We start from the raw sequence: 23,248 nt of genomic DNA on the forward strand, positions 1-23,248 counted from the left end.
ATTTTATGACCAGGCAATTCGTGTTCTCTTCCGAATCCGTCGGCGCGGGACATCCCGACAAGATGGCCGACAATATCTCAGATGCCGTCCTCGATGCGATCCTTTGTAAGGATCCTGAGGCTCGTGTCGCCTGTGAAGCGTTGGTGAAGGCAGGGATCGTCGTTCTGGCTGGCGAGATCACCAGCCATGCGCAGATCGATTACAGCCAAGTTGCCCGAGACACCATTTTGGACATTGGATATGACGACGACGCCATCGGCTTTGACGGTCGGCGTTGCGCCGTGGTCCTGGCCCTAACCGAGCAGTCGCCGGACATCAGCCAGGGCGTTGACGAGGGACGAGGGCAGGATCTCGAGCAGGGAGCGGGCGATCAAGGCCTCATGTTCGGGTACGCATGCAATGAGACCGAAACCTTGATGCCGCTGCCAATCCAACTCGCTCACGATTTGACAAAAAGACAGGCAGAGGTGCGGAAAACGGGGCGGCTTAGCTGGCTGCGCCCGGATGTGAAGTCTCAAGTATCCGTCCGCTATGAAGGTCAGCGCCCCGTGGCACTTGATACCATAGTCCTGTCAACGCAGCATGACGAGGAGGTCTCACAAGCCACGGTCCGCGAAGGCGTGATTGAGGAGATCATAAGGCCAGTCTTGCCCCCCGACTTCGATACGACGGGGATAAGATTCCTGGTCAATCCAACAGGCCGGTTCGTGGTCGGTGGGCCGCGCGGCGACTGCGGGCTCACCGGTCGCAAGATCATCGTTGATTCCTACGGTGGGATGGGGCGTCACGGTGGCGGCGCCTTTTCGGGCAAGGACCCGTCCAAGGTTGATCGCTCGGCCGCCTATGCGGCGCGGTACGTCGCAAAAAATGTCGTTTCCAGCGGCCTTGCGGAGGTCTGCGAGGTTCAGCTTGCCTACGCGATCGGTGTGGCCGCGCCGGTGTCTATCCTGGTCAATACCTTCGGAACCGCAAAGATCGACGAAAAAAGGATCGAGCGCGCTGTTCTTGATCTTTTCGATCTCCGACCAAAAGGCATCATCAAAATGCTTGATCTCCTACGCCCAATATACCGCAAGACCGCGACATACGGACACTTCGGCCGCGAAGAGCCGGAGTTCACCTGGGAAAGGACGGACAGAGCAAACGACCTGCTGCGTGAGGCAGGACCGGCAGCTGCGTGATGCGCGGATGTTGGGTCAGCGGCATACGGCAGCCTTCGCCAAAAAAACCGCCCGCGGCCGGCATGCCAGAAAGCCGGTGGTTTTTCGCGGAGACATGATTGATGCCGAACTATGACGTGCTTTGTATCGGCAATGCCATTGTCGACATCATTGCCCAGTGCGACGAGGCATTCCTTGAGACGAACGGCATCATCAAGGGCGCGATGAACCTGATCGACACGAGGCGCGCCGAGCTGCTCTACAGCCGCATGGGCCCGGCCATCGAAGCCTCCGGCGGCAGCGCCGGCAACACGGCGGCGGGTGTCGCCAGCTTCGGCGGCCGCGCCGCCTTCTTCGGCAAGGTCTCGAATGACGCGCTCGGCGAAATCTACGCCCATGACATGCACGCCCAGGGCGTGGCCTTCGACACCAGGCCGCTCAATGGCGAACCGCCGACGGCGCGCTCGATGATCTTCGTCACGCCGGACGGCGAGCGCTCGATGAACACCTATCTCGGCGCTTGCGTCGAGCTCGGTCCGGAGGATGTCGAGGCGGACAAGGCGTCGGGCGCCGCCGTCACCTATTTCGAGGGCTATCTGTGGGACCCGCCGCGCGCCAAGGAAGCGTTCCGGCAGACGGCGAAGCTCGCCCACGCAGCCGGGCGCGAAGTGTCGATGACATTGTCGGATTCGTTCTGCGTCGACCGCTACCGCGAGGAGTTTCTGGAGCTGATGCGCTCGGGCACCGTCGATATCGTCTTTGCCAACAGCCACGAGATCAAGTCGCTGTACCAGACCGCCTCCTTCGACGAGGCGCTGGCCCAGATCCGCAAGGATTGCAAGATCGCCGCCGTCACCCGCTCCGAAAAGGGCTCGGTGATCGTGCGCGGCGACGAGACCGTCACCATCAATGCGACCAAAATCCGCGAGCTGGTCGACACCACCGGCGCCGGCGACCTCTATGCCGCCGGTTTCCTCTACGGCTACACACAAGGCCGCAGCCTGAAGCATTGCGGCGATCTCGGCTCGCTGGCGGCCGGGCTGGTGATCCAGCAGATCGGCCCAAGGCCGCGGCAGAATTTACGCCACGAGGCTGAACAGGCAGGGTTGATCCATTCCGGGTACTCAAAAGACTAGTAGCTGACTTCCCGTTGTGCAGGGCACGCAAGGGAGCGCGAGAAGGCAATTACTCACGGATATAGGGAGGCTCTGATGTCGAACATGATGAAGGCGCTGGTCAAGGCCAAGGCCGAGCCGGGCATCTGGATGGAAGAAGTGCCGGTGCCGGAAATGGGCCCGAACGACGTTCTGATCAAGATCAAGAAGACCGCGATCTGCGGTACCGACGTCCACATCTACAATTGGGACCAGTGGGCGCAGAAGACCGTGCCGGTGCCGATGGTGACCGGCCACGAATTCGTCGGCACAGTCGCCGACTTCGGCGCGGCGGTCACCGAATACAAGATCGGCCAGCGTGTTTCGGGCGAAGGCCACATCGTCTGCGGCCATTGCCGCAATTGCCGGGCGGGCAGGGGGCATCTGTGCCGCAACACGCTCGGCGTCGGCGTCAACCGGCCAGGCGCCTTCGGTGAATATCTGGCGATCCCGCAGCACAACGTCGTGCCGATCCCCGACGATGTGCCCGACGAGATCGCCGCAATCTTCGATCCCCTGGGCAATGCGGTCCACACCGCACTGTCCTTTGATCTGGTCGGCGAGGACGTGCTGGTCACCGGCGCCGGGCCGATCGGCATCATGGGTGCGCTGGTGGCGCAGTGCGTCGGCGCGCGAAAGGTGGTCATCACCGACATCAACCCGGTGCGGCTGGCGCTGGCGAAAAAACTCGGCGTCCAGCATGTGGTCGACGCGTCGAAGGAAAAGCTGCGCGATATCATGCCGGCGCTCGGCATGACCGAAGGTTTTGACGTCGGCCTCGAAATGTCGGGTGCGGCACCCGCCTTCCGCGACATGATCGACACCATGAACAATGGCGGCAAGATCGCCATTTTGGGCATCGCGCCGACCGGCTTCGAGATCGCTGGAACAAGGTCATCTTCAAGATGCTGCATCTCAAGGGCATTTACGGCCGCGAAATGTTCGAGACCTGGTACAAGATGATCGCGCTGGTGCAGGGCCCGCTCGATGTCAGTGGGTTGATCACGCACCGCATCGGCGTGGACGACTATATTTCCGGCTTCGAGGCGATGAAGAGCGGCAATTCCGGCAAGGTAGTGATGGGCTGGGAGGTGTTGGCTGGGTGCCGTTTCCTGAAACGTTGGAGGAACAGCACCCCTGTGGCCTTCCGGGCATCTCCCGACGAGGGGAAGCGCGGCTGGGCAGAGCTATGGCTAGCGCTTCGTGCGGCCCCAATCAAATTCGGCAACGTATCGCGGCCCAATCCGATGACGGCGCTGATGGGAATTCGCCAGTGGACGACAGAAAAGCCGGTCCAAGAAACGCTCACAGGCCCAGCGACTATTCTTTCCTGATCTTTTGTACGCGATGACCTACCCCGCTCCGAAGCCTGCCGCCAGATCGCGCTGGCCGTCGGCGATGAAGTGCCGGACCTTGAAAGAGCCGGCGCAGGATGATCCGGATCGACCAGGCCGCGATTAGTGACGGCTCCGCTGCGCAAGTCCGCCGATCGGCTTGGCTGTCGGACGCTTCCGGCTCACCTGAAGGGCGTGTACAGGATGCGACCCAAATTCAAACGCAGTGTGCTATTCGGAATTCGCCGAGGTCATCGACGCGATCACCTATTTGCCCAAGATCTGCGATTGAGGTCGAGGTGTTGCCGCCGTCTCGGCCGGCAATATGGGATAGGTTATCTCCGGTAGCTTTCCGATCAGCGAATTAACAAAGGCGACGAGCAGGTCGAGTTCGGTATCCGACCGTTTTCGCCACGCGGGGTCAGCACGTCGTCATCGAGCAGGACTTCGATGTCCTTCTCTTCCATGCCGGGGACCTCGGCGATGACGCGAAGCTCGTCGTCGAACAACCTGTTCACCTCGCGATGAAGTTCTGGTCGCCGCCCCGATAGACGCTCGGGGCCTGACTGCCGTTGCGGCCCCAGGGAATGAGATCACATTCATGGTTTACCTCCATGTTCAGCAGACATGCTTCTGGAAGGCACCGACGACCGCCGGTGCCTTGCCTTTTCAGATATGCGCTTGCATCAAGCCGCGTTTTTTTCGCCTTCGATTTGCTGCGGCTTCGCCTTTGCCGCGCTGCCGCCTATAGCGATCCGGCGCGGTTTCATCTCTTCAGGAATCTCGCGCTTGAGTTCGACGGTGAGCAGCCCATTCTCGAGGCTGGCGCCGGCTACCTTGACATGGTCGGCCAGTTCGAACCGACGCTCAAACGCGCGACCGGCAATGCCGCGGTAGAGATACTCGCCATTGTCTTCACCGTTCTTCGATCCGCTCACAACCAGCATATTAGGCTGGTGAGTGATCGTCAGCTCATCCTGCGAGAACCCGGCCACCACCATGGTGATGCGGTAGTCGTCCTCACCAACTTTGGCGATGTCGTAAGGCGGCCAGTTGTCGATGGTGCTGACGCGGCTCGCATTCTCGAGCATGTTGAAAATGCGGTCGAAGCCGACGCTTGACCGGAACAGGGGTGTAAAATCGAGGTTCGTCGCTCTCCTGTGCGGCGGGTTTTTTGTTTCCGGATAGAACAGTTGGTTGGAGTGAAAGTTTGCTCCATCGGCATCTCTTGTCGAATGCCCCAAGAGCTGGTCGGAGACTCTGACGAGTGTGCAAAGGGTTGGTCCAATTGAAGAGCGCGCAATCGCCGCAATCCTCAACAGGGCGGACCGTGGCGACAGCGTTTCGATCAAAGCGACATTAAACCATATTCGGCACACTGCGCCTGATCTGGTCGCGTCCAACGGCGAGCTAATCGAAGCTATTATGGAGGCAGCTACTGCCCTTGGCCTGTCGGTGGCCTCAGATGCGGGTGAGTAGTAGCCGTTCAATTAGCTCGCGCAAGACACGCCGGTTGTTGAGTCTTTGTTGCCGGTTGGGGACAAAGCTTCCGACGATCGGAACGAACGCTCTGTGGCGGCGTTGCGATGGCGGTGAAACTATGCTGACCAACGGAGACAGACATGACAGAGCCCAAGGAACGTTTGGTGCAATGGCTTCGCGACGCTCACGCGATGGAAGAACAGGCGGAGACCATTTTGAGCGGCCAAATCGAGCGTCCCGAGCGGCAGAGCCCGTAATTTGGGTGCCACCGCTCCGACAGCGGATTCCAATCGGTAGGCCCGCGCCACGCAATTGTTCGCTCAAGGTTCCACGGCTCGTCCCCACAATCCCACAGCAACGCCAACGTGTTTCATGCGGCCGAAGGTTTTCTGGCGCGTCGAATGCACGGCTCATGGTATCGAAGTTAAGCTTTGTGCGTCTTCGGCTCCTCCTGTTCCGAATTCAAATGGACGAGATCGGAACTGAAAGTCAATCTGCAACCAGTTGCAGGACAGCCATTACCAGGCAGATCAGCGTTCGCGACCGCGTGATACGACTCGATAGACCTCGATGCTGGACGACCATCGAAATAATCATGTCGAGACATTGGTTGCCTTAAGCGGAAACCGCCACTAGAAGCGACGCTTCGCCGACTATGGTTCAAATCCGCCCGGAGAGTTTCATGACAGAAGAAGCCTACAAAAACATCGACAACCTCATCCAGCTTACCGCCGATGTCGTCTCAGCCTATGTCTCCAACAATCCGGTCCCGGTGGCGGACCTCCCTGGACTGATCAGCCAAGTGCACGCGGCACTGGAAGGCAGGGTAGGAGATGTCTCCCAAAAGGAGCCGCAGGCTTTGAAGCCTGCTGTCCCGATCAGGAAGTCGGTGACCCCGGACTACATCATCTCCCTTGAGGACGGGAAGAAATTCAAATCACTAAGGCGCCATCTGTCGACCCACCATGGTATGACGCCGGACGAATATCGCGCCAAATGGGGACTGCCCGCGGATTATCCTATGGTCGCACCGAATTATGCTGCTACACGCTCGGCATTGGCCAAGACTATGGGGCTCGGCCGCAGACCTAAAGAGCCGGAAACGTCAGCGCCGGCTGCTGTAAAGCGGACCCGCAAGAAGGTCGCAGCTTGAATCATCTATTCTAGATTTCGTTCTGGAGCGCAGCTGACGGCATCGCCTGTGCAGAACTTGAAAAGGCGGGGGACCAACCCCGCCTTGCTTTCTTACAACTTGGTTTCACAAGGATTTCGCGACCGCTCGCAGCGTCTGCTGCCCCAGCCTTCCTGTCGATCCATGTTCTCGCCCGCTCTTATCGAGCGGCCGTCAGCGCATCCGGCACGTGCCGCGTCATTCCGCTCTTGCCCGGGCGCAGGAGAAATTCAGCCAGCTTTGCTGAGGTTGCTGGCAGAGGACTTGCCAGTGCGGCGGTCCTGTTCGATCTCATAGTTGATCTTCTGGCCCTCAGTGAGGGTCGAGAGTCCCGCGCGTTCCACCGCGGAAATGTGGACGAAAACATCCTGGCCGCCATTGTCGGGCTGGATAAATCCAAATCCCTTCGTGCTGTTGAACCACTTTACCGTTCCGGTCGCCATAATCGTATTCCTTCGTAACCATTCAATGTGGGCAGGCCATAAGCCAGTCCGGTTCATACCCGAGATTTTGGGGGCAGCAAAAGCGAAAATTGCAAAAGCCGCGGTTCAATCACCCACGGCAGCTCGAAAAGGCACCATGACATGGGAGACCGCGTCCATCGCCAGTTTTGGAGACCTATCACGGATTCTGCAATCTGCCGTCGCGAGTCACATGTGCTTACGAACCTGCTACGCGCGCTAAGGCCACCGCCGCTGAGCCATATTCGTTGGACCACCGGGCAGGTCACCTAGCCACCTTCATGAGGCAAGAACTCCCCATTCGGCGGTGTCCGATGTCTGACAATGTCGGATACGCAACATCGCCGAGTTCCGACAATCATATCGCCGAAACGGCTTTTTCGTTGGCACGGTTCGTGCACGGTGATTGCAACACGTCACGGCCCGAGGAGAAGCCATGATCACCTCACCCCAAAATACTACTGAACGTTTCCCTAACGCATCCAAAGATAAGCCTCGAGTCAGGCCTCGCAACATGATGATGGCTCATCTGGCTCGGGGCTGTCCACCGCGCCACCCTCTCCCACTACTAAGTGCGACGAGCACGCAGCACCCTAAACATAAGGGACAACTCACTTTGCCTCAAACCTTACCCATCGCCCGGCCACGACAACAGAAGCGATCAGCAAACCTTCGGTCGGACTGGCTGCGCGGGACACTTTTTGCGACCGCGCTGGCCTTCGTGACGACCGCTCCGGTTCTGGCGGCCACCGATGACATCAAGGCAACGAATTTCCTGCTCGACAACGGCATGGAGATTATCGTCATTCCCGATCATCGGGCGCCGATCGTCACCCATATGGTGTGGTACAAGATCGGCAGCGCGGATGAGCCGCCGGGCAAGTCCGGCATCGCCCATTTCTTCGAGCATCTGATGTTCAAGGCGACGACCAATCACGCGGCCGGCGCATTCGGCCGCGCCGTCTCCGCCATCGGCGGTTCGAACAACGCTTTCACCTCCTATGACTACACCGCCTTTTACGAGACGGTGGTGCCGCAGGCGCTCGAGCAGATGATGGATTTCGAGGCCGATCGCATGCGCAACCTCATCCTCAGCGACAATGTCATCGCCACCGAGCGCGACGTGATCCTCGAGGAACGCCGCTCGCGCATCGACAGCAACCCGCAGGCGCTGCTCGGCGAGGAGGTCGACGCGACGCTCTGGCAGAACCAGCCTTATCGCATTCCGGTGATCGGCTGGATGCAGGAGATGGAGAAGCTGAACCGCGCCGACGCCAAGGCTTTCTACAACAAATATTACACGCCCAACAACGCCGTGCTGGTGGTCGCCGGCGATGTCGAGCCGGAGGTGGTCAAGGCGCTGGCCGAAAAGACCTATGGCAAGATCGCGCGTGGTCCAGACCTGCCGCCGCGCATCCGTCCGGTCGAACCCGAACAGAACACCAGGCGCACGGTGACGCTCACTGACGCGCGTGTCAGTGTGCCGAACTTTTCGACGCAATGGGTGGTTCCCTCCTATCACACTGCGAAGCCGGGCGAAGCGGAAGCGCTGGACCTGCTGGCGGAGATCCTCGGCGGCGGCAGCCGCAGCCGGCTCCACCAGCAGCTTGTCGTCAAGCAAGGCATCGCGCCGAGGCCGGCGCCTTCTTCCAGGGCACCATGCTCGATGCCACCAATTTCACCGTCTATGGCGCGCCGCGCGGCGACGCCAAGCTGGCCGATGTCCAAGCGGCGATCGAGGTCGAGGTCGCCCGCATCGCCAAGGACGGCGTCACATCAGGCGAGTTGGAAAAGGCCAAGGATCGTTTCGTCCGCTCGATGATCTTCGCCCGCGACAAGCAGGATTCGATGGCCAACATCTACGGCGCGACGCTCGCCACCGGCGGCAGCGTCAGGGACGTCGAGGAATGGCCGGACCGCATCCGCAAGGTCACCGCCGATCAGGTCAAAGCCGTTGCCGCCCGCTATCTCGCGTCCGACCATTCAACCACCGGCTATCTCTTGCCCAAGGAGAATTGATGTGATGACAAACCAACTCCGCAGCAGCATTGCACAAGCGTTGCCCTCTCCTATTGGAGGAGGGAGGACCACGCGCCTCACGACCTGGCTGGCCGTCCTTCCCCTTGCTATTTTCTTCCTTATCCTGCCCGCTCTCACCGCCCACGCAGCGATGAACATCCAGGAGGTGAAATCTGAAAAGGGGATCACCGCCTGGCTGGTGGAAGACCACACGCTGCCGATCGTCACACTCGACTTTGTCTTCGACGGCGGCACCAGCCAGGACCCCGCCGGTAAGGAGGGGATTGCCAATTTGATGACCGGATTGTTCGACGAGGGCGCCGGTAATTACGACAGCGACACCTTTCAGGTACAGCTCGACGATGCCGGCGCCGAAATGAGCTTCAACGCGCGGCGTGACGGCATCCATGGCTCGATACGCCTGCTTTCCAAGCGCCAGGACGCCGCTTTCGATCTGGTCGGGCTCGCGGTGAACAGGCCTCGCTTCGATCAGGAGCCAGTCGACCGCATCCGCGCCCAGCTTCTCTCCGGCATCATCGCCAACGAGCAGGAACCTCACGCGATCGCCGAGCTTGCCTGGCGGCGCCGACTCTACGGCACGCATCCGTATTCGAGACCGCCCGAGGGCACCAAGAAAAGCCTGGCCCGCATAACGCCCTCCGATCTAAGCGCCTTCCACAGAGCCGCTTTCGCCCGCGAGGGGCTGCATGTGGCGGTCGTAGGCGACATAGATGCCAAAGCCCTGAGTGCAAGGCTCGACCAGCTGTTCGGCGATTTGCCTCAGAAGCAGGCGCTCGCCCCGGTACCTGATGTCACCCCGAAGCTCGGCGGGTGGACGTTGGTCGCATACGCCCTACCCCAGACTTCGCTCCAGCTGGCTTTTCCTGGCATCGGACGCAGCGACCCAGAATTCTATGCCGCGCAGCTGATAAACGACATACTCGGGGGCTCGCCATTTACCTCACGTCTTTTCCAGGAAGTGCGCGAAAAGCGCGGCCTTGCCTACGGCGTCTCCTCCGGCTTGGAAATCCACCAGCATTCCAACACGCTTGTCGTGGCCACGTCGACGCGCGCCGACAGGGCGGCTGAGACGCTCGACCTGATAAGAAAAGTAATCAAGGAGCTGGTGGACACAGGGCCAACAGCGGCCGAGCTCGAAGCGAGCAAGAAGTATCTGATCGGCGCCTATGCTATCGACAATCTGGGTTCCTCCAGCTCGATCTCAGCCACGCTAGTCAGATTGCAGCTCGACAAGCTCGGCATAGACTACATCCAGCGCCGCCCGGCCCTCATAGAGCAGGTGACGCTCGACCAGGTCAGGGCGGCGGCGAAGAAGCTGCTTTCGGCCGAGCCCGCGATTATGGGCGTTGGCCCGCGGCTAGCTGGGGTCCCGTGACAGCGAATAATCCCCCGCTCTACAATAATTGCTGAAGGACTCCGCCGATATATGTGTGGCTGATCCGACTTTGGTGTGGCAGAATGAACGCCTTGATTTCTGCCTGCTCGCCCTCGCAGGCCAGGTTCTCGCCCGGCGGTTCGATTGCCTAGCTGGAGACCTCCACCGTTCCGAGAAAGTACCCTAGCCTCGCGTATAAGAAATACGCGAAGTTAACATCCTCCTGAATCTGGAAGTCTGATCGCCATCGTAGGGGCGCCGGCTTCCCAAGCATCCACGCGTTCAGCAAGGCAGAGTTCCACTATCGACACGAAAGCCTGTCGGCTGGCATCGCCCACAAGGTCGCAAGATCGCGATTGCGCAGCGCCAGGGAACGCAGAGGCGAGTCGAGATGAATATCGGCCGTGTGTACGAACCGTCGAAATCCCATTCGGCCTCCGCCCACCGAATCGAGAGAGCGGATTGATCCCGGTTCGACAAACTTGCAACGAGGGGCTGAGAAAAGGTCCCGCTCACCCTCTAGCCTACCCTAACCCCTCACTCGCTGATTCCGCTCACACCAAACAAGCCGGCTTGATGCCTTAACAATCCTTTGGCGACGCGATGCCTGGGACGAGCCTCTCAATGGTCGTTGGAAGAACGACATCCAGGCCAACCCCCCGCCAAGGATGGTGGATCGGCAAAGCCGATCTCATTGATCCGCTGAGACACCTCATCCAGCAGCTTGCGCCGTTGCGAAACAGCATCATCCGTCCAAGTAGTGGCATCCTCAAGTTCAGGGTTTCTGACCGGCCTGCCTTAGTCGTGTTAGCTGACCCAGAACCTGATAGGCGGTGAGTTTGGAGGCCCCATATGGAACATGCATCCTGGTAGCATGTGCATTGAGTTTATCCCGAGCCTCCAGCACGCGTTCAGTCAAGGAAGAAGGAAGCTGTCCGCGAGGCGATCCGAGTTGCCAGGTGCGCCGCAGCTCCTCCAGCATCATACGCTTGTTCGCCTTATTGCTATGGAGCTCGAGGCAGGCGTCCCCCAATCAGCAGTATCAAGCCGTCGCTTCACGACTTCCAGCGCGGCCATTTTCTCGGCCACGAGAAGCACAGTCTTTCCGTCGGCAACGGCGACCCGATAATGTTTGCGATCGTCTGCGATTTTCCTGTCCCGGGCGGCCCCTGAATAACGGGATCGCGACCCTTTCTTGCATCATGAATCGCCAGCGTCTGCGAACTGTCGCTGTCGAAGAGCCGTCTGTTCACGTCTTCGTGCTGGCACGGCAAGGATTGTCCATATTGTGGGCGTCTTGCGCTTGCCGAGCTTGTCCGAAATCCAGCGCCGGATCAGGCGTGAACACTGTTGCGTAGTTCGTCAGCCAGTGCGCGGAGAACGTCGGCGCTCCCTTCCAGCGCCGTAAAAGCGTAGGGATTGAGGAACTGTCGGCCCCAGAACAGATTGCGATCTGTGCCGGATAGCGTAGCTTCCTCGCTGACACGCGGCCAATTCTCCGCAATGCATCGGAGCTGGCCTTCAACAATCGCAAGAGCTTCCGGCGCGCTGAGCAGGAAGTGATGCGCGGCTTCAAGGCAGGACGCGATCCGGCTCATGCGGTTATTGCCGCTGATGAGCATGGCGTGGCTGGCCTCCTGGCCACTGCGGGCCTGCGGACAAATATCGTAAGCAGGCGTGAGGGTGAGCTTAGCCCCATCCCAGAACGCCGCATGGTTGCGGGCATGATCGTCGGTGTTGCCGCAAAGTATGTTGAAGACAATGCGGCTGAACAACTCGCGCAGAGTTTCCGACGGCGCAGTGAATCGGTGGCGAATGATCTCCGCCAAATCCTGGTAGCTGGCGTAACGCGCTATCATCTCATCGAGCGCGAGCATCGTCAGCGCTGAGACCATGGATTTGCGTTGCCAGCCGCCCGTGACCTTGATCCGGTCGAATCGCTCGACGAGCAACACGTCCTTGCCTGCGGCGCGGACGAGCGAGACGGATGCCGCTCTGATGCCGCACAAGGCGGCAAGCCGCATGGCTATGAATTCTCCTTTGACGACGCTGTAAAAGTCGGCAGACGAAGAAAATTTCGCGACATGCTTGACGGCGTCGTCCTCGATCAGCGCCTTGGGCCTTGCGCCGCCGATCGAGCTGCCGTGATGCAGCGCCTCATCTAATTCGGGGGTGAGCGGAATACCTTTCTCTACCCGCTCCGCCGATTGGACAAGCTCTTCGAGAGTGGCATTGGCCAGTGCGCGCGGCTCGTAATTCGTGGGCGAAAACTGAAAATCGAGCGCGCCGATGCGGTCCGAGCCTGATTCCAGCAGGAACGTCAGTTCTGAAATATCGAGCCGCGCGATTTCATCACCCTTCACACCGAATTTGCGGTTTAGGATAACCCGTCGTCCCCAGGCATCGGGGGCAGCATCGCGGATGCATCCCGGCATGGTTAGGCCAGGAAGCAAAGGCAATTCGCCTGCCTTCAGGGGCAGTTCCGGGAGATAAAGCGGGATCGCCCTGCCCAGTTCACGAAAGCTCCTGCCATAGTTGAAGCTGACGAGTCCGTCATGGGCATATAGCCGCCCGGCGACAACCGGCGCGGTCTCGCCCGGCAGCCAGACCCAGACATAGGCTTCGTCGTATTTGGGGACCTTAGAACTCATCGACGACCTGCTTGCCGGCCTTGTAGACGTGCTTCGGCAGCAGCGCGATGCGATCGTCCATGCGGCCTGTGAGGGCTGTAATGCCCTTGCCGTCCGCATCGAACAGCTTCACACCGACAATGGCAGCAGCTTCGAACATCAGTCCGATTTCGACTTTGGGGTCGCCCTTCTCGATGCGCTGCAGGGTGCTGCGTGAAACACCGATTCTCTCGGCTAACTCCTGTGCGGTTAACCGGTGCTGCATCCGGCCCAGCCGGATGGTCTTACCGAAAAGGCCAAGCGCCTCCATCGCGTAGCGCGAATAGGTCCGTTTATGCGTTGCCGTCATTCGGGTCTCCGTGACCTATCCATGAGCCATATCGCCCACTTTCGACCTTTATATAGGTAATGTCGCAGAGCGACTGCCGAAGTCAAGCCTCCGTATCGTATATGATCCAAATCCCCCTGATTCGACCTTTATATGCAGCAAGAGTTCGCAGCACGGCTACGTTCGGAAAGCGAGGTAGAATGCGACGGGAGACGCAAGCGTTACCCATCCGAACAAGGACGGCGAATATTGCCTACGGCTCCTGCACAACCGGCCAGCTCTGCGCGCCTCGGGCGAGGCGGAGATCTGGCGCTGGATCGCGGACAGCCTTGAGACGCCTCGCACGAGTCATTCGATGGGCGGCCCCTGGTGCCACTACGCCAAGCGCGATGAAGCGTTGCGGTCTTCGTCGCGCAACGGCGAAAGCGTGCAGGAGGATGCCTCGGGTCAGGGCGGACAAGCATCTGCGTAACAATTTGCTTTTCGAGGACGGTAAGAGTCCAGGTTGGCCACTGCTCAAGGCGCTGGCTCCGCAGCAGAGCGGAGTGAACTGGAGGGTTTGGTCCGGCGTCGAGGCACGGCGCAAGGCCTGCCGCGACGGGCGCAGATAGTGCTGCTGGCCAGTGAGAGGATGGAGAACAAGGAAATTGCCTTACGCCTTGGTGCAATGCCCAACACAGTGGGCACATTGCGTCGGCGCTTTGCCGAACAGAGGCTCGATAGCCTTTACGATGAACCGCGTCCCGGCGCGCCGCGACAGATCGGCGATGAGGAGATCGCCGAGACGATCCGGTTGACGCTGGAGACGACGCCGCGGGACGCAACCCACTAGCCTGACTCTGCAATCTTGAGGAGCGCCAAGTTTATTCTGGCGTGCGGCGAGCTCAACGCCGAGCCGCTTGGCATCGATGCACGACACGACGTGATGCGGCGGCGTCGCACGGGTTCTCACGGTTTGGGGCTTCAGGATCGCGCGGAAGGCCCACGCTTTTCTGGCGGCGCGAAGCACGGGCAGTGCGCGTCCAAAACCCGACAAAGGTAACACTTGTCGGGTTCATTACAACCGCCATCCGGCAGTGTGGAGGTTTTCCAAGGCATATTTCATGCGCTTACTGCGCGCTGAGCGCATCCGATATTTCGGCCGCACTCGCTGCCAACCCAGAACCCTGGCCACCGACGAGACAGCCCAAGCCGAGCTGCCGCAATGCTGAGGCAAGCGAAATCGCAGCATGGATCCAGATCTAATCTGGGGGTATCGAGTTTGACATAACTCCGCAAAACGCAGAAACGCCGGCGTGTTCTGCAGGTGATTAACGTCAGTCGCCGGCGCCCGACCCAGCTGTTCCAGTTCGTAGAGAATATCTACAGGGGGCCGACCGTGACGTTCATGATATCTGCGGTTCCGGCGGAGCTCGATAGAGAATGATCCGTCCGGTCGGCAGAATCTGGGTGAGGAAATCAAAATCGCGGACGTTGCCGGTCAGCACGCCCGCCCCCAACTGACGCGCCTGCAGGAATACGAGGGCGTCATTTACGAAGTGGCGCTCGTGCCCCTCCCCCTTGGGCAGATTGCTCAGCCGGAAGAGCAAGCCAGCCAACACACCGGCCTGTCCCCACATCGCTGCATCTGGGGCATGAAGACGGTGGTCCGGAATGTCCTCCACCGTGGCTTTGATTGTCTCGAGGACAGCTTTTGTGGAGGCATGCTTTTGGTCGAGCCGGCCAAAGGCGTGGGTCAGCTCAGAAAGGCAGACCGCGGAATGGTGGCATCGGCGATAGGTAAGCAGCGTATCGACTTCAACCGGTGATCGTCCTTGCAGGACATCCAGATAGACGCTCGTATCCAGAAACACCGGTCCCCCGATCGCGGGTTCGTTTGCAACCCATGGGAGATCATCGTCGGCCCTACGCTCGAGCATTCCGGTGTACTTTTGCGGCTTGAGCGATCGAAGGGTCTTGGAAAGATCAAACCCCAAGATCTATGTCCGCCGGGATGCTGCCCTTGCGTCCGACCAAGCAGGCGCCAAAGTCATCTTCGAGAGCCAGGCGCGACAGCGCTAGTTCCAACAGCTCCGTGTCCGAGGTGACATGAGCGCGCTTCTTGGCCGCCTCGATCAACTCCGAAGGCACTCGCCCCGAAAGTCGGGTATTCTTCGCCGCGCCGAGCAGTCCGGCGGCTTTCGCTTGCTCGAGTACGAGCTTATTGCGGGTCGATGCGACCTTTGCTTCGCTTTCTGAAGCGGTCCGTGTTTGCGCGGCCATCAGAACCTCCTGTGTTGAACAGAATATAGATTGCGTTGAACGCATAAGCAAGGCTTAGTAGCCGCTGGCCTTCGGGACGTCAGGCACCTGAAGCACACTTATCATAGTGATCGATTGGGGGATCGATGGATTCTATGCAAACCGAAATTGCACGCTTCCTTGCGGAAAAAGCGGTGAGGCAAACGCGTGCGACATATCAGCAGGTGGGGAACGCCGTCGGTTGGAACCATCCGACAGGTCGCGGTCTGGGCAAGAATCTGGAGGTCGTCCTTCACGCCCTGAATGATCGTGGACTGCCGCCACTCACGACAATTCTAGTCAAGCGCGGTGAGAGGCATCCGGCGCCTGATGCCATGGCGTATATTTGCGGATCCTTGGCGATATCGACATCGAGGCCGCCCAGCGCGAAGTGTTCGCCTTCGATTGGGGCTCGGTTCCAGACGTGGCTTCCGATGGAGACAGACTTCCAACCAGCAGGGATCTTTGGCTGACCTCATTCTGGGGGTTTGACCCTGCAAGTTGGGGCTGCATTGGTTTTGCCGACGAGGCCAACCGCAATCGGTATCTGAGACTACCTAATCCCAATGCCTTCGTGGCGATCTACGTCACCAAGGGCAAAGGGCAAGCGCTTCGATCAATCCTGACCCGCCAACGTCCTTCAAAAGCGCGCAATTCGGCTGGAGGCGCAAGGCAGAAAGCTCGAACAGCTTCCAAGAGCCCCAGGCAAAATGGGCTCCGCGACGGATAATTAGCTTCAACGGACACGCAGGCGCACGTTCGCATGGGAGGGGTAACACATTCGGCAGAACAGCGCCCGAGAAGTGCTGTCGGCGGCTCCCTCGTAACGAAAAAAGAGAAAGCAGAACGTTCGCATGCGATTTTGTACATGAATGCTCATAACTGACTGACGGTAGTATCTTGGAGCGACATCGCTGCACAGATGACGCCAGACACCCACAACGGGGCAGAGCTGGTGCGGAGTGCCGACCTTGCGATGCATTTGCTGGTTCAGCCGCCCGATTCACCACGGGGCTCGCTTCATGTTCATGCCAGTCTCTCCGCTTCGGGATTGCAGAGGGCGCTGATCGTGCCGCACAGCCCACCAGAATGCACTACCTTCGGCGGGGGAAGCCGATGTCCATTGTTCAGTTTGCACCTGATGAGAACCGACAGCCATCGACCAGAAGTGTTCAAGAATTCTCCCTTTCAAGTTGAGTGGAATGGTCTACCTGCCGGCTGGCCGAGGCCCTATAAGGAACCCGCAGGTGCGGAGTACACACCGACGCCCTGCCGAATACATATCCGTTTGAGAGGAATCCGGTATTGCCCCTGTGCCTGCCGATGATCCGTCACCTGAAATCCCCGGACCTGTTTGGCGCCATCGATCGCCTGCCGGCACTCGGCACGCCGGTTAGCGAGCGGAGATTTATGGTCCTCAACCCGTCGAGCGGCGAAGTGCTGGCAGAGCTTCCCGACATGGGCGTGGAGGAGACACGCGCTGCGATCGACAGGGCCCATGTCGCGCAGCCTGGATGGGCGGCGCTGACCGCCCGAGAACGCAGTGACGTTCTGTGGCGATGGCATCAGCTGATTGTTGAGCACGCCGGTGATCTTGCCGCCATCCTCACCGCAGAGATGGGCAAGCCGTTTGCGGAAGCCAAGTCGGAGGTTTCGCATGCGGCCGCGTATCTGCAATGGTACGCCGAAGAAGCCAATCGCATCTATGGTGAGACGATCCCCCCACCGTCCACAGACCGTCGCATGATGGTGATCAAGCAGCCGATCGGTGTCGTCGGCACCATTACGCCGTGGAATTTCCCAGCGTCCATGGTGGCGCGCAAAATCTCGCCGGCCCTGGCGGCGGGCTGCGCGATCGTGCTGAAACCTGCTGAACAGACGCCGCTCGTGGCCGGTGCAATGTTTGCCCTCGCGCACCAAGCCGGTTTTCCCGACGGCGTCGTCAACCTGATCTATGCGTCCGAAGGTGACGACGTTGGACGCGAACTCTGCTCCAATCCCAAGGTCCGAAAGATCAGCTTCACCGGCTCGACTGAGGTTGGCCGGCTGCTGATGCGCCAGTGCTCGGATCAGATCAAGAAGGTCAGCCTTGAGCTCGGCGGCAATGCGCCATTTATCGTCTTCGACGACGCCGATATCGACGCTGCGGTTGACGGAGCGATCCAGGCGAAGTTCCGCAACGCCGGCCAGACCTGCGTTTCAGCGAACCGCCTTTACGTCCAATCGAGCGTTCATGATGAGTTCGTCGAGAAGTTCGTGGAGAAAGTCCGGCACTTGTCGGTTGGCGACGGCTTCGCTTCCTGGGTGGACATCGGACCGCTCATCGACATGCATGCTTTGGCCAAGATCGAGTCGCACATCGCAGATGCGGTTGCGAAAGGTGGCACTATTCGATGCGGGGCCGAACGTATCGGCAAGGGTGGCACCTTCTTCGAACCCACAGTCCTCACTGAAATTTCCAGCATCATGGCGGTTGCGCAAGAGGAGACTTTCGGGCCGCTGGCGCCGATCATCCGCTTCCACGATGCGGATCAGGTTGTGCGTGAGGCCAACGACACGATCTACGGCCTCGCCGCCTATTTCTATGCCTCGAACCTGAGGCGTGTCTGGCGTGTGGCCGAGGCATTGGAATATGGCATGGTTGGCATCAACACGGGGCGTATGTCTTCGGAAGCGGCGCCCTTTGGCGGCATGAAGCAGTCCGGCATCGGGCGGGAGGGTTCCCGCCATGGGCTCGAGGACTACCTCGAAATGAAATACCTCTGCATGGGTGGCATCTAAATGACCTTGCCCCCAGTTTTTATCCAGATTTGAGTTCGTTTCCGGCGTGTTTGTGCGCTGCTGGGCGGAGCGACGGGCGCTGGCGCGGAGCCTTTCGCGTAGCGCAGCGCGAGCGACCGTCGCGGATTGAAGGTGGCGGCGAACTCGGCCGGTGTCCGCCAGGCGATCTGGGAGTGCGTCCGCGCGGTGTAATAGTCGGCGCGCCAGAGGCGATGGCGACGCTTGCCGTGCGCACTGTAATGCCATTGGACCGGTTCTGATCCGCCCAGGAGAGCATGGCGTTCCGAAATGAACTCGCCGCCATTGTCGCTGACCAGTGATGAGCCGGTCCAAATTCCCGGGCAATCGAGCGCTCTCTGGACCCTCCTGAATAGCGCACCTTTGCCATACCGGCGGGATTAGCGCGGCCGACCTTACTTCAGTATAATGCGACCAATTTCTGCACCAGGCGCGCAACGTATGCCACTCCCTCAGATCGCCCAGCGATACCTCTAGGCCTGCATGTATGCTGCCCTCTACGATATCTTGCCGCGACACTTTCGGCTCGCCGGGTGTGAAGATCGTCTTCTGCGTCTTGACCCTCTCGGCGACATTGCCGGTCGGCCGTCCCCACCAAGGCCAAAAACTCGCGCCGTTTTTTCGCTCCCCGGTCGAGCTTGAACGTCTCGTCGATGATGTTCTGGCGTGCGGCGAGCTCAAAGCCGAGGCGCTTGGCATTGATGCACGACACGACGTGATGCGGCGGTGTCGCACGGGTTCTCACTCTTCAGGGATCGCGCGGATGGCCCGCGCTTTTCTGGCGGCGCGAAGCACGGGCAAAGCGCGTCCAAAACCTGACAAACTTGTCAGGTTCATTCAACCGCCATCCGGCACTGTGCGAGGTTTTTCGCATATTAATGCGCTTACTGCGCGCTGAGCGCGTGGCACGGCTTTTGCTCTCTTGATCGTGACTGCACGCAATGACGAGCGATGCTCTCTCCCCTGAACCCGTGTGCCGTCTCTGAGCGGGAACAAGCTCGCGCAGAAAGCAAACTTTGGAGAGCAACATTGGTGCTATTAAGGATCGGGTCCCCGGCTCCTTCGATTCAAGTTGAGAACTGGCTGCGTGGCGAGCCCCTCACGAGCTTTCAGACCGGCAAAGTGTACATCGTCGAATTTTGGGCAACTTGGTGTGGACCATGTGTGGACGGGATGCCCCATCTGATACAGATGCAGGAGAAATACAAGGACAGCGGAGTTGAGATCGTCGGAGTCGCGGCTTCTGAAGACGCTCCAACGGCCGATGAGGCCCGAAGCAAGTTGGATGCTTGGTTGACCGAAAAGTTCCTGAATCTGAACTATCGGATCGCGTTCGACTCCACGGGCAAAATGGACAAGCTTTGGATGGAGCCCAGCTTTTCTTTCGCGATTCCGACCTCGTTCGTGGTCGACCGAGACGGCCACATCGCCTTTATCGGTCATCCGATGCAACTCGATGAGGTCTTGCCGAAGGTGCTTAACGGCAGCTGGCGCACCAGCGATCAGGCCAAAGCGGCCGATACGGAGCGGATCGCGAAAGGCGAAACCATAGCGCGCGAACAAGCGCTGAAGAAGCCGATCAAGGACAGGTATCGGGCGGCGGTGGAGAAAAAGGATTGGAAGACGGCGCTCTCGGCGATCGAAGAAGGCATCGCCTTGATGCCGGACAACCTCGGTTTCCGCCATTCTCATGTGAATCTGTTGCTTCACAAAATGAAGGACATGCAGGTCGGCTTGCCCGTCATGCGCCAATTCGTTCGCGACGCGATCAACAGAAACTCCGAGAATTGGATGGTTGCGGCGCTAGACGAACTCTTCTTTCCAAACTTTGACCATTCGCACTTTCCGTCTGCTGAGCGCTTGGCGATGGGAAAAAGCTGTCCGAACACATCCTGGCACTGAATCCCCCGGAAAGCGACCAATGTAAGCTCGTGCCTTATCGGTTGGCAGCCCTATACTATCACGAGAGCGGCAACAAAGATCGGGCGATCGAGTTGATCGAGCTGGCACTGAAGTCGCAGGGCGGTCCGGAGCTTATCCGGGACGAAGATGAACAGCGCAAAATATCGCATTTGCTGCAGCTCCTGGCCTACTTCAAGGGTGAGAAGGTTTGTTACGGCGCTCTGTGTGCCGCTCCAAACAATGGCCGATTCGACAGCTGGTATACCGTTTGCGGCTGATTGTCAGGTTTATGTAAGGGACAGAATTGGCCGGGCGGACAGCTCTTGATGCGAACGGCGCAAACCCGCGCCAGGCTTGCGAAATCACCTGGCCGCTCTTTTGGACCTCGGTCCGAGGACTGGGGCCTGCTACGATGCCCGCCTTTGGTTAGGCGGGCTATGGAACTGCTACGGGTTTTGCCCGTTTCGAACCGTTCGCCAGCCTAGCGTAGGTGCCTCTCAACCACCTCCACCAAACTGAGGTATAGCGGGACAATCTGGGAGAGAGGTCGCATTGCCTCACGTAACGATGCTCCCCGAGATTCGAGCGTTGCCTCATCCATTTTGCTCCCGGCTTGAGGCGAAGGAGGCCGGGCGCGGAGATGGCGGGGGTTTCGCAGCGCCCGGCCTCCTTCGCGAGCGCCACGGCGCCTCAGTGTGGCCTTGCGATCTCCAGGATCGGCGGCTCCTTGTTCAAGGGGCCAAACAGCAACGCGTCCGCCTGTTCGCTGCGCCAGACCTTCAGCCGACGCTGAAGCGTTCGAAGCAGTTTGTCCGGGTAATCGCCGGGATACTCGGCCTGTAATCGTGACAGAAGTTCGCTGCCGGTCCGCCATGGTTCCGCTTCGAACCAATTTCGTAAGTCGGCAGTCGCCTTGACGAGAGGGTCGGGACGACGTCGGCTTCTTTTGGCTTTCACAATCGGGCGATCCGTCGGCCGGATAGCACCGTCCTTCCAGGCAGTCCGCAAACTCGCCAGGAAAAGGTCGATCGGCTGAGCTGCCCCGTCAGGGCGCACGGCCGGCGAAGTATCGGCAAGCGCAGCGAGCCGCTCCTGCATGGCGCGGATATCGCGCAACAGCAGGACAGGATCGAGTCCGGCGTAGAGTTCCTGCAGACGGGAGCGGACTGCATCTGAGGTGCGAGCGTCGGCAACCAGACGCTGATGCGGCGTAGCTGGCGGACTATACGTCTTGCGCACACGCGCGCCGTCACGCTGCTTCGCGATCAACTTGAACGATGGCTGAAAGAAGTTCACGAACAGCCGCGCTGACCGGTAGAGCTTCGCTAGCAGCGTGGCGGCCTCCAGCCCCTCAAACCGATGATATCCGACCATCCTACGCACCACGGCGCCATTCTTCTGCTCGACAAAGGCCTGGTCATTCTTGCGGTAGGGGCGGCAGCGCGTGAAGACGACGTTGGCGGCGTCGCAGTAGGCCTTCAGCGTCTCGTTCATGAAAACGGTGTCGTTGTCCGTATCCAGGCCGAGAAGCGCGAAGGGCAGTTGCTTGCGCAATTCTGTGAGCACCGTGCTCAACAGCGTCTGTTCGCGAACCAGCAGCGGCGCACATTCCGTCCAGCCGGTCGCGATGTCGGTGAGCACAAGGGTTTGGATGAAGCTGCCGCGAGCCGAAGGGCCGCTATGGGCTAGGAGGTCCGCCTCAACGAAGCCTGGCGCTGGATCGTCCCAATCCGCCGACGTTCTAATGGGAATGCTCCGTCGCAGGGCGTGCGCCGCGGGCCGTCGTCGAGGACGTCCCAAGCCTTCTCGGATCGGTCCCAGCGTCCTGTCGATCGTGGCCGCGCTAATCGCCAGCAATTTGCCCCGGATTTCCGGCGCTAGGTCAAAATGACCGTGCCGTTCCATCGCCTCGAGAAGGATGGGCAGCAACGCTTTCAGCCTCTTGCCGCAGACGCGGTCAGACGCCTCCCAGAGCAATATGAGCGCATTGCGTTCCGCTTCACCATAAATCCGCGGCCGCGCTCGCCGGCCTACAACCGGCCCCTCACGGCGTCGTAGCAGCCGCATCGCGTGCTTGCGGTGAAAGCCGGTGATGACGACGAACTCATCCAAAATTCTCGCCTTCTCCGCTCGCGTCGAAGCACGATAGCGCTCTGAAACCGCCGTCGTCAGTTCTTTCCGTGTCGCCATGCTCAGCCGTCCCATAGTCGCCCCTGCTCATACCCCTCGGTAGGGAGCAACTTATGTGAGGCAACGGTTGAACATTCAGGAACATTTTCGACGAGGCAATGCGCGCTCTCACTTTGATTGCCGCGCCGCACGCAGCCTTCAGGATCTGCCGGTCCAGGGCAAGCCCGTGACGGTGAAGCTCCTGCTGAGCCGCTGGCGATGTGCACATCAGAAATGTGAGCGACAAACGTTCGAGGGTCGTGGAGATTGTCGGCTTGCTCGGCCATAGCGCGGGTGGACGTCCTGGCGAACGCCTTATGCAACGGCTCGGCATGCCGGTCAGTGACGACACCATCTTGCGGCAACTGAAGCGGGATGCCGCGGTTACTCACCGTGCCCCCGAGATTCAGGTGGTTGGCATCGATGACTGGAGCTGGCGGCGAGCGACGCGATACGGCACTATCGTGATTGATCTCGAGCGTCACTCGGTCGTCGACATTCTCGATGATCGGAGTGTCGATAGCGCGCAGCCAGGTGGCTGCGGAATCATCCCTCCGTCGAGGTCGTCAGCCGAGACCGTTGCGGGCTGTATGCGCCGTCCGTGAAGGCGCACCGCAGGCTCACCAGGTGGCCGACCGGTTTCATTTGGTCCAGAATCTTCGTACTGCAATCGAGGAACAGATGAGCCTTAGTGGACGTGCTTCAGGAAGAGCCATCCTGTCCGAGGACGCTATTGTCGACGCTGCGACACATCGCCGGCGTGCCCGTCTCGCGCATAGGCAGTCTCGCCAGGAGATATTCGAGATGCTCCACGCCTTACGCCAGGAGGGTCTATCCTACAGCGAGATCGCCCGACGGACCGGCTATGAGCGCCGCAGCGCAGCGAAGTGGCTCAAGTTCAAGGCTCCGCCAGATAGGCGGCGAGCAGCATTGAACCCCACATCACCATGGTGCTTTGAAACG

General features: G+C 59.8%; 17 protein-coding genes and 6 pseudogenes. 13 read left to right on the forward strand and 10 right to left on the reverse strand.

Features of this window, described 5'->3' with window-relative positions; all coding sequences use genetic code 11:
- Positions 1 to 5: 5 nt before the first annotated feature.
- The 4 genes and pseudogenes from metK to IHQ72_RS33065 all read left to right on the forward strand — a co-directional run bounded on the left by metK (position 6) and on the right by IHQ72_RS33065 (position 3,750).
- The gene (metK, locus tag IHQ72_RS33050) at positions 6 to 1,181 is read left to right on the forward strand and encodes a methionine adenosyltransferase (RefSeq protein WP_258119952.1); all 1,176 of its coding nucleotides are present in this window, start codon (positions 6 to 8) and stop codon (positions 1,179 to 1,181) included.
- A 101-nt stretch (positions 1,182 to 1,282) separates the two neighbouring features.
- Complete coding sequence (locus IHQ72_RS33055) at positions 1,283 to 2,296, forward strand: adenosine kinase (protein ID WP_258119953.1); 1,014 nt, start codon at positions 1,283 to 1,285, stop codon at positions 2,294 to 2,296.
- A gap of 75 nt (positions 2,297 to 2,371) precedes the next feature.
- Positions 2,372 to 3,402, forward strand: a pseudogene (gene tdh, locus IHQ72_RS33060) (L-threonine 3-dehydrogenase); the annotation flags it as partial.
- Between the two features lie 291 nt (positions 3,403 to 3,693).
- The gene (locus tag IHQ72_RS33065; protein ID WP_258124015.1) at positions 3,694 to 3,750 is read left to right on the forward strand and encodes a hypothetical protein; all 57 of its coding nucleotides are present in this window, start codon (positions 3,694 to 3,696) and stop codon (positions 3,748 to 3,750) included.
- A 254-nt stretch (positions 3,751 to 4,004) separates the two neighbouring features.
- On the opposite strand, the gene IHQ72_RS37275 is transcribed toward IHQ72_RS33065, so the two are convergent.
- Entirely contained in the window at positions 4,005 to 4,157 is a 153-nt protein-coding gene (locus tag IHQ72_RS37275; RefSeq protein ID WP_374120298.1) for an Hsp20/alpha crystallin family protein, read from the reverse strand.
- 177 nt (positions 4,158 to 4,334) lie between these two features.
- Positions 4,335 to 4,739, reverse strand: a complete 405-nt coding sequence (locus IHQ72_RS33080; RefSeq protein ID WP_258124016.1) for an Hsp20 family protein — start codon at positions 4,737 to 4,739, stop codon at positions 4,335 to 4,337.
- A gap of 531 nt (positions 4,740 to 5,270) precedes the next feature.
- Between IHQ72_RS33080 and IHQ72_RS33085 the strand changes: the two are divergent.
- Positions 5,271 to 5,372, forward strand: a pseudogene (locus IHQ72_RS33085) (DUF892 family protein); the annotation flags it as partial.
- 440 nt (positions 5,373 to 5,812) lie between these two features.
- Positions 5,813 to 6,283 carry a Ros/MucR family transcriptional regulator gene (locus IHQ72_RS33090; RefSeq protein WP_258119956.1) on the forward strand — a complete coding sequence of 157 codons (471 nt, stop codon included), beginning with the start codon at positions 5,813 to 5,815 and terminating at the stop codon, positions 6,281 to 6,283.
- A gap of 248 nt (positions 6,284 to 6,531) precedes the next feature.
- Here the strand turns inward: IHQ72_RS33090 and IHQ72_RS33095 are convergent, their stop codons facing one another.
- The gene (locus tag IHQ72_RS33095; RefSeq protein ID WP_258119957.1) at positions 6,532 to 6,744 is read right to left on the reverse strand and encodes a cold-shock protein; all 213 of its coding nucleotides are present in this window, start codon (positions 6,742 to 6,744) and stop codon (positions 6,532 to 6,534) included.
- Positions 6,745 to 7,474: 730 nt separating this feature from the next.
- On the opposite strand from IHQ72_RS33095, the pseudogene IHQ72_RS33100 reads away from it, so the two are divergent.
- Together IHQ72_RS33100 and IHQ72_RS33105 are read left to right on the forward strand one after the other, a co-directional pair.
- Positions 7,475 to 8,781, forward strand: a pseudogene (locus tag IHQ72_RS33100) (M16 family metallopeptidase).
- 4 nt (positions 8,782 to 8,785) lie between these two features.
- Complete coding sequence (locus tag IHQ72_RS33105) at positions 8,786 to 10,177, forward strand: M16 family metallopeptidase (protein ID WP_258119959.1); 1,392 nt, start codon at positions 8,786 to 8,788, stop codon at positions 10,175 to 10,177.
- Between the two features lie 231 nt (positions 10,178 to 10,408).
- On the opposite strand, the pseudogene IHQ72_RS33110 reads toward IHQ72_RS33105, so the two are convergent.
- The 3 genes and pseudogenes from IHQ72_RS33110 to IHQ72_RS33125 form a co-directional block, all read right to left on the reverse strand.
- Positions 10,409 to 10,607, reverse strand: a pseudogene (locus IHQ72_RS33110) (DNA repair exonuclease); the annotation flags it as partial.
- Positions 10,608 to 11,511: 904 nt separating this feature from the next.
- A complete protein-coding gene (locus tag IHQ72_RS33120; RefSeq protein ID WP_258124017.1) occupies positions 11,512 to 12,828 on the reverse strand; it encodes a type II toxin-antitoxin system HipA family toxin in 1,317 nt (438 codons plus the stop codon).
- Positions 12,818 to 13,156 (reverse strand): helix-turn-helix transcriptional regulator, encoded by a 339-nt coding sequence (locus IHQ72_RS33125; protein WP_258119961.1) that lies wholly within the window; start codon positions 13,154 to 13,156, stop codon positions 12,818 to 12,820. The genes IHQ72_RS33120 and IHQ72_RS33125 overlap by 11 nt, the downstream gene beginning before the upstream one ends.
- A 484-nt stretch (positions 13,157 to 13,640) precedes the next feature.
- Here IHQ72_RS33125 and IHQ72_RS33130 point away from each other — a divergent pair, with 484 nt between their 5' ends.
- Positions 13,641 to 13,967 (forward strand): helix-turn-helix domain-containing protein, encoded by a 327-nt coding sequence (locus IHQ72_RS33130; protein WP_258119963.1) that lies wholly within the window; start codon positions 13,641 to 13,643, stop codon positions 13,965 to 13,967.
- Between the two features lie 553 nt (positions 13,968 to 14,520).
- On the opposite strand, the gene IHQ72_RS33135 is transcribed toward IHQ72_RS33130, so the two are convergent.
- Complete coding sequence (locus IHQ72_RS33135; protein WP_258119967.1) at positions 14,521 to 15,111, reverse strand: type II toxin-antitoxin system VapC family toxin; 591 nt, start codon at positions 15,109 to 15,111, stop codon at positions 14,521 to 14,523.
- On the reverse strand, positions 15,101 to 15,397 hold the full coding sequence (locus tag IHQ72_RS33140) for a hypothetical protein (protein WP_258119969.1): 297 nt from the start codon (positions 15,395 to 15,397) through the stop codon (positions 15,101 to 15,103). Before IHQ72_RS33140 ends, IHQ72_RS33135 begins: the two co-directional genes overlap by 11 nt.
- A 1,341-nt stretch (positions 15,398 to 16,738) precedes the next feature.
- On the opposite strand from IHQ72_RS33140, the gene IHQ72_RS33145 reads away from it, so the two are divergent.
- A complete protein-coding gene (locus IHQ72_RS33145) occupies positions 16,739 to 18,196 on the forward strand; it encodes an NAD-dependent succinate-semialdehyde dehydrogenase (protein ID WP_374120421.1) in 1,458 nt (485 codons plus the stop codon).
- Here IHQ72_RS33145 and IHQ72_RS33150 read toward each other — a convergent pair.
- A pseudogene (locus IHQ72_RS33150) lies at positions 18,193 to 18,513 on the reverse strand (hypothetical protein); the annotation flags it as partial. The gene IHQ72_RS33145 and the pseudogene IHQ72_RS33150 sit on opposite strands and share 4 nt — an antisense overlap.
- Positions 18,514 to 18,749: 236 nt before the next feature.
- On the opposite strand from IHQ72_RS33150, the gene IHQ72_RS33155 reads away from it, so the two are divergent.
- Together IHQ72_RS33155 and IHQ72_RS33160 are read left to right on the forward strand one after the other, a co-directional pair.
- Entirely contained in the window at positions 18,750 to 19,112 is a 363-nt protein-coding gene (locus IHQ72_RS33155) for a hypothetical protein (protein ID WP_258119975.1), read from the forward strand.
- Between the two features lie 134 nt (positions 19,113 to 19,246).
- Positions 19,247 to 20,394 (forward strand): annotated as a pseudogene (locus tag IHQ72_RS33160) (TlpA disulfide reductase family protein).
- A gap of 412 nt (positions 20,395 to 20,806) precedes the next feature.
- Here IHQ72_RS33160 and IHQ72_RS33165 read toward each other — a convergent pair.
- Positions 20,807 to 22,321: an ISNCY family transposase gene (locus IHQ72_RS33165; RefSeq protein ID WP_258119977.1), complete on the reverse strand. Its 1,515-nt coding sequence runs from the start codon at positions 22,319 to 22,321 to the stop codon at positions 20,807 to 20,809.
- A 281-nt stretch (positions 22,322 to 22,602) separates the two neighbouring features.
- On the opposite strand from IHQ72_RS33165, the gene IHQ72_RS33170 reads away from it, so the two are divergent.
- Positions 22,603 to 22,890: a hypothetical protein gene (locus IHQ72_RS33170; RefSeq protein WP_258119979.1), complete on the forward strand. Its 288-nt coding sequence runs from the start codon at positions 22,603 to 22,605 to the stop codon at positions 22,888 to 22,890.
- The last annotated feature ends 358 nt before the right edge of the window (positions 22,891 to 23,248 follow it).

This window comes from Mesorhizobium onobrychidis, assembly GCF_024707545.1.
Lineage (GTDB): Bacteria > Pseudomonadota > Alphaproteobacteria > Rhizobiales > Rhizobiaceae > Mesorhizobium > Mesorhizobium onobrychidis.

What these genes read in the sequence shown, in the direction of transcription:
- IHQ72_RS33080 (WP_258124016.1), bottom strand. Translation starts at nt 4,739, where the DNA reads ATGCTCGAGAATGCGAGCCGCGTCAGCACCATCGACAACTGGCCGCCT.
- IHQ72_RS33105 (WP_258119959.1), top strand. Translation starts at nt 8,786, where the DNA reads ATGACAAACCAACTCCGCAGCAGCATTGCACAAGCGTTGCCCTCTCCT.
- IHQ72_RS33095 (WP_258119957.1), bottom strand. Translation starts at nt 6,744, where the DNA reads ATGGCGACCGGAACGGTAAAGTGGTTCAACAGCACGAAGGGATTTGGA.
- IHQ72_RS33120 (WP_258124017.1), bottom strand. Translation starts at nt 12,828, where the DNA reads ATGAGTTCTAAGGTCCCCAAATACGACGAAGCCTATGTCTGGGTCTGG.
- IHQ72_RS33145 (WP_374120421.1), top strand. Translation starts at nt 16,739, where the DNA reads ATGATCCGTCACCTGAAATCCCCGGACCTGTTTGGCGCCATCGATCGC.
- metK (WP_258119952.1), top strand. Translation starts at nt 6, where the DNA reads ATGACCAGGCAATTCGTGTTCTCTTCCGAATCCGTCGGCGCGGGACAT.
- IHQ72_RS33140 (WP_258119969.1), bottom strand. Translation starts at nt 15,397, where the DNA reads ATGGCCGCGCAAACACGGACCGCTTCAGAAAGCGAAGCAAAGGTCGCA.
- IHQ72_RS33125 (WP_258119961.1), bottom strand. Translation starts at nt 13,156, where the DNA reads ATGACGGCAACGCATAAACGGACCTATTCGCGCTACGCGATGGAGGCG.
- IHQ72_RS33090 (WP_258119956.1), top strand. Translation starts at nt 5,813, where the DNA reads ATGACAGAAGAAGCCTACAAAAACATCGACAACCTCATCCAGCTTACC.
- IHQ72_RS33165 (WP_258119977.1), bottom strand. Translation starts at nt 22,321, where the DNA reads ATGGGACGGCTGAGCATGGCGACACGGAAAGAACTGACGACGGCGGTT.
- IHQ72_RS33170 (WP_258119979.1), top strand. Translation starts at nt 22,603, where the DNA reads ATGCAACGGCTCGGCATGCCGGTCAGTGACGACACCATCTTGCGGCAA.
- IHQ72_RS33055 (WP_258119953.1), top strand. Translation starts at nt 1,283, where the DNA reads ATGCCGAACTATGACGTGCTTTGTATCGGCAATGCCATTGTCGACATC.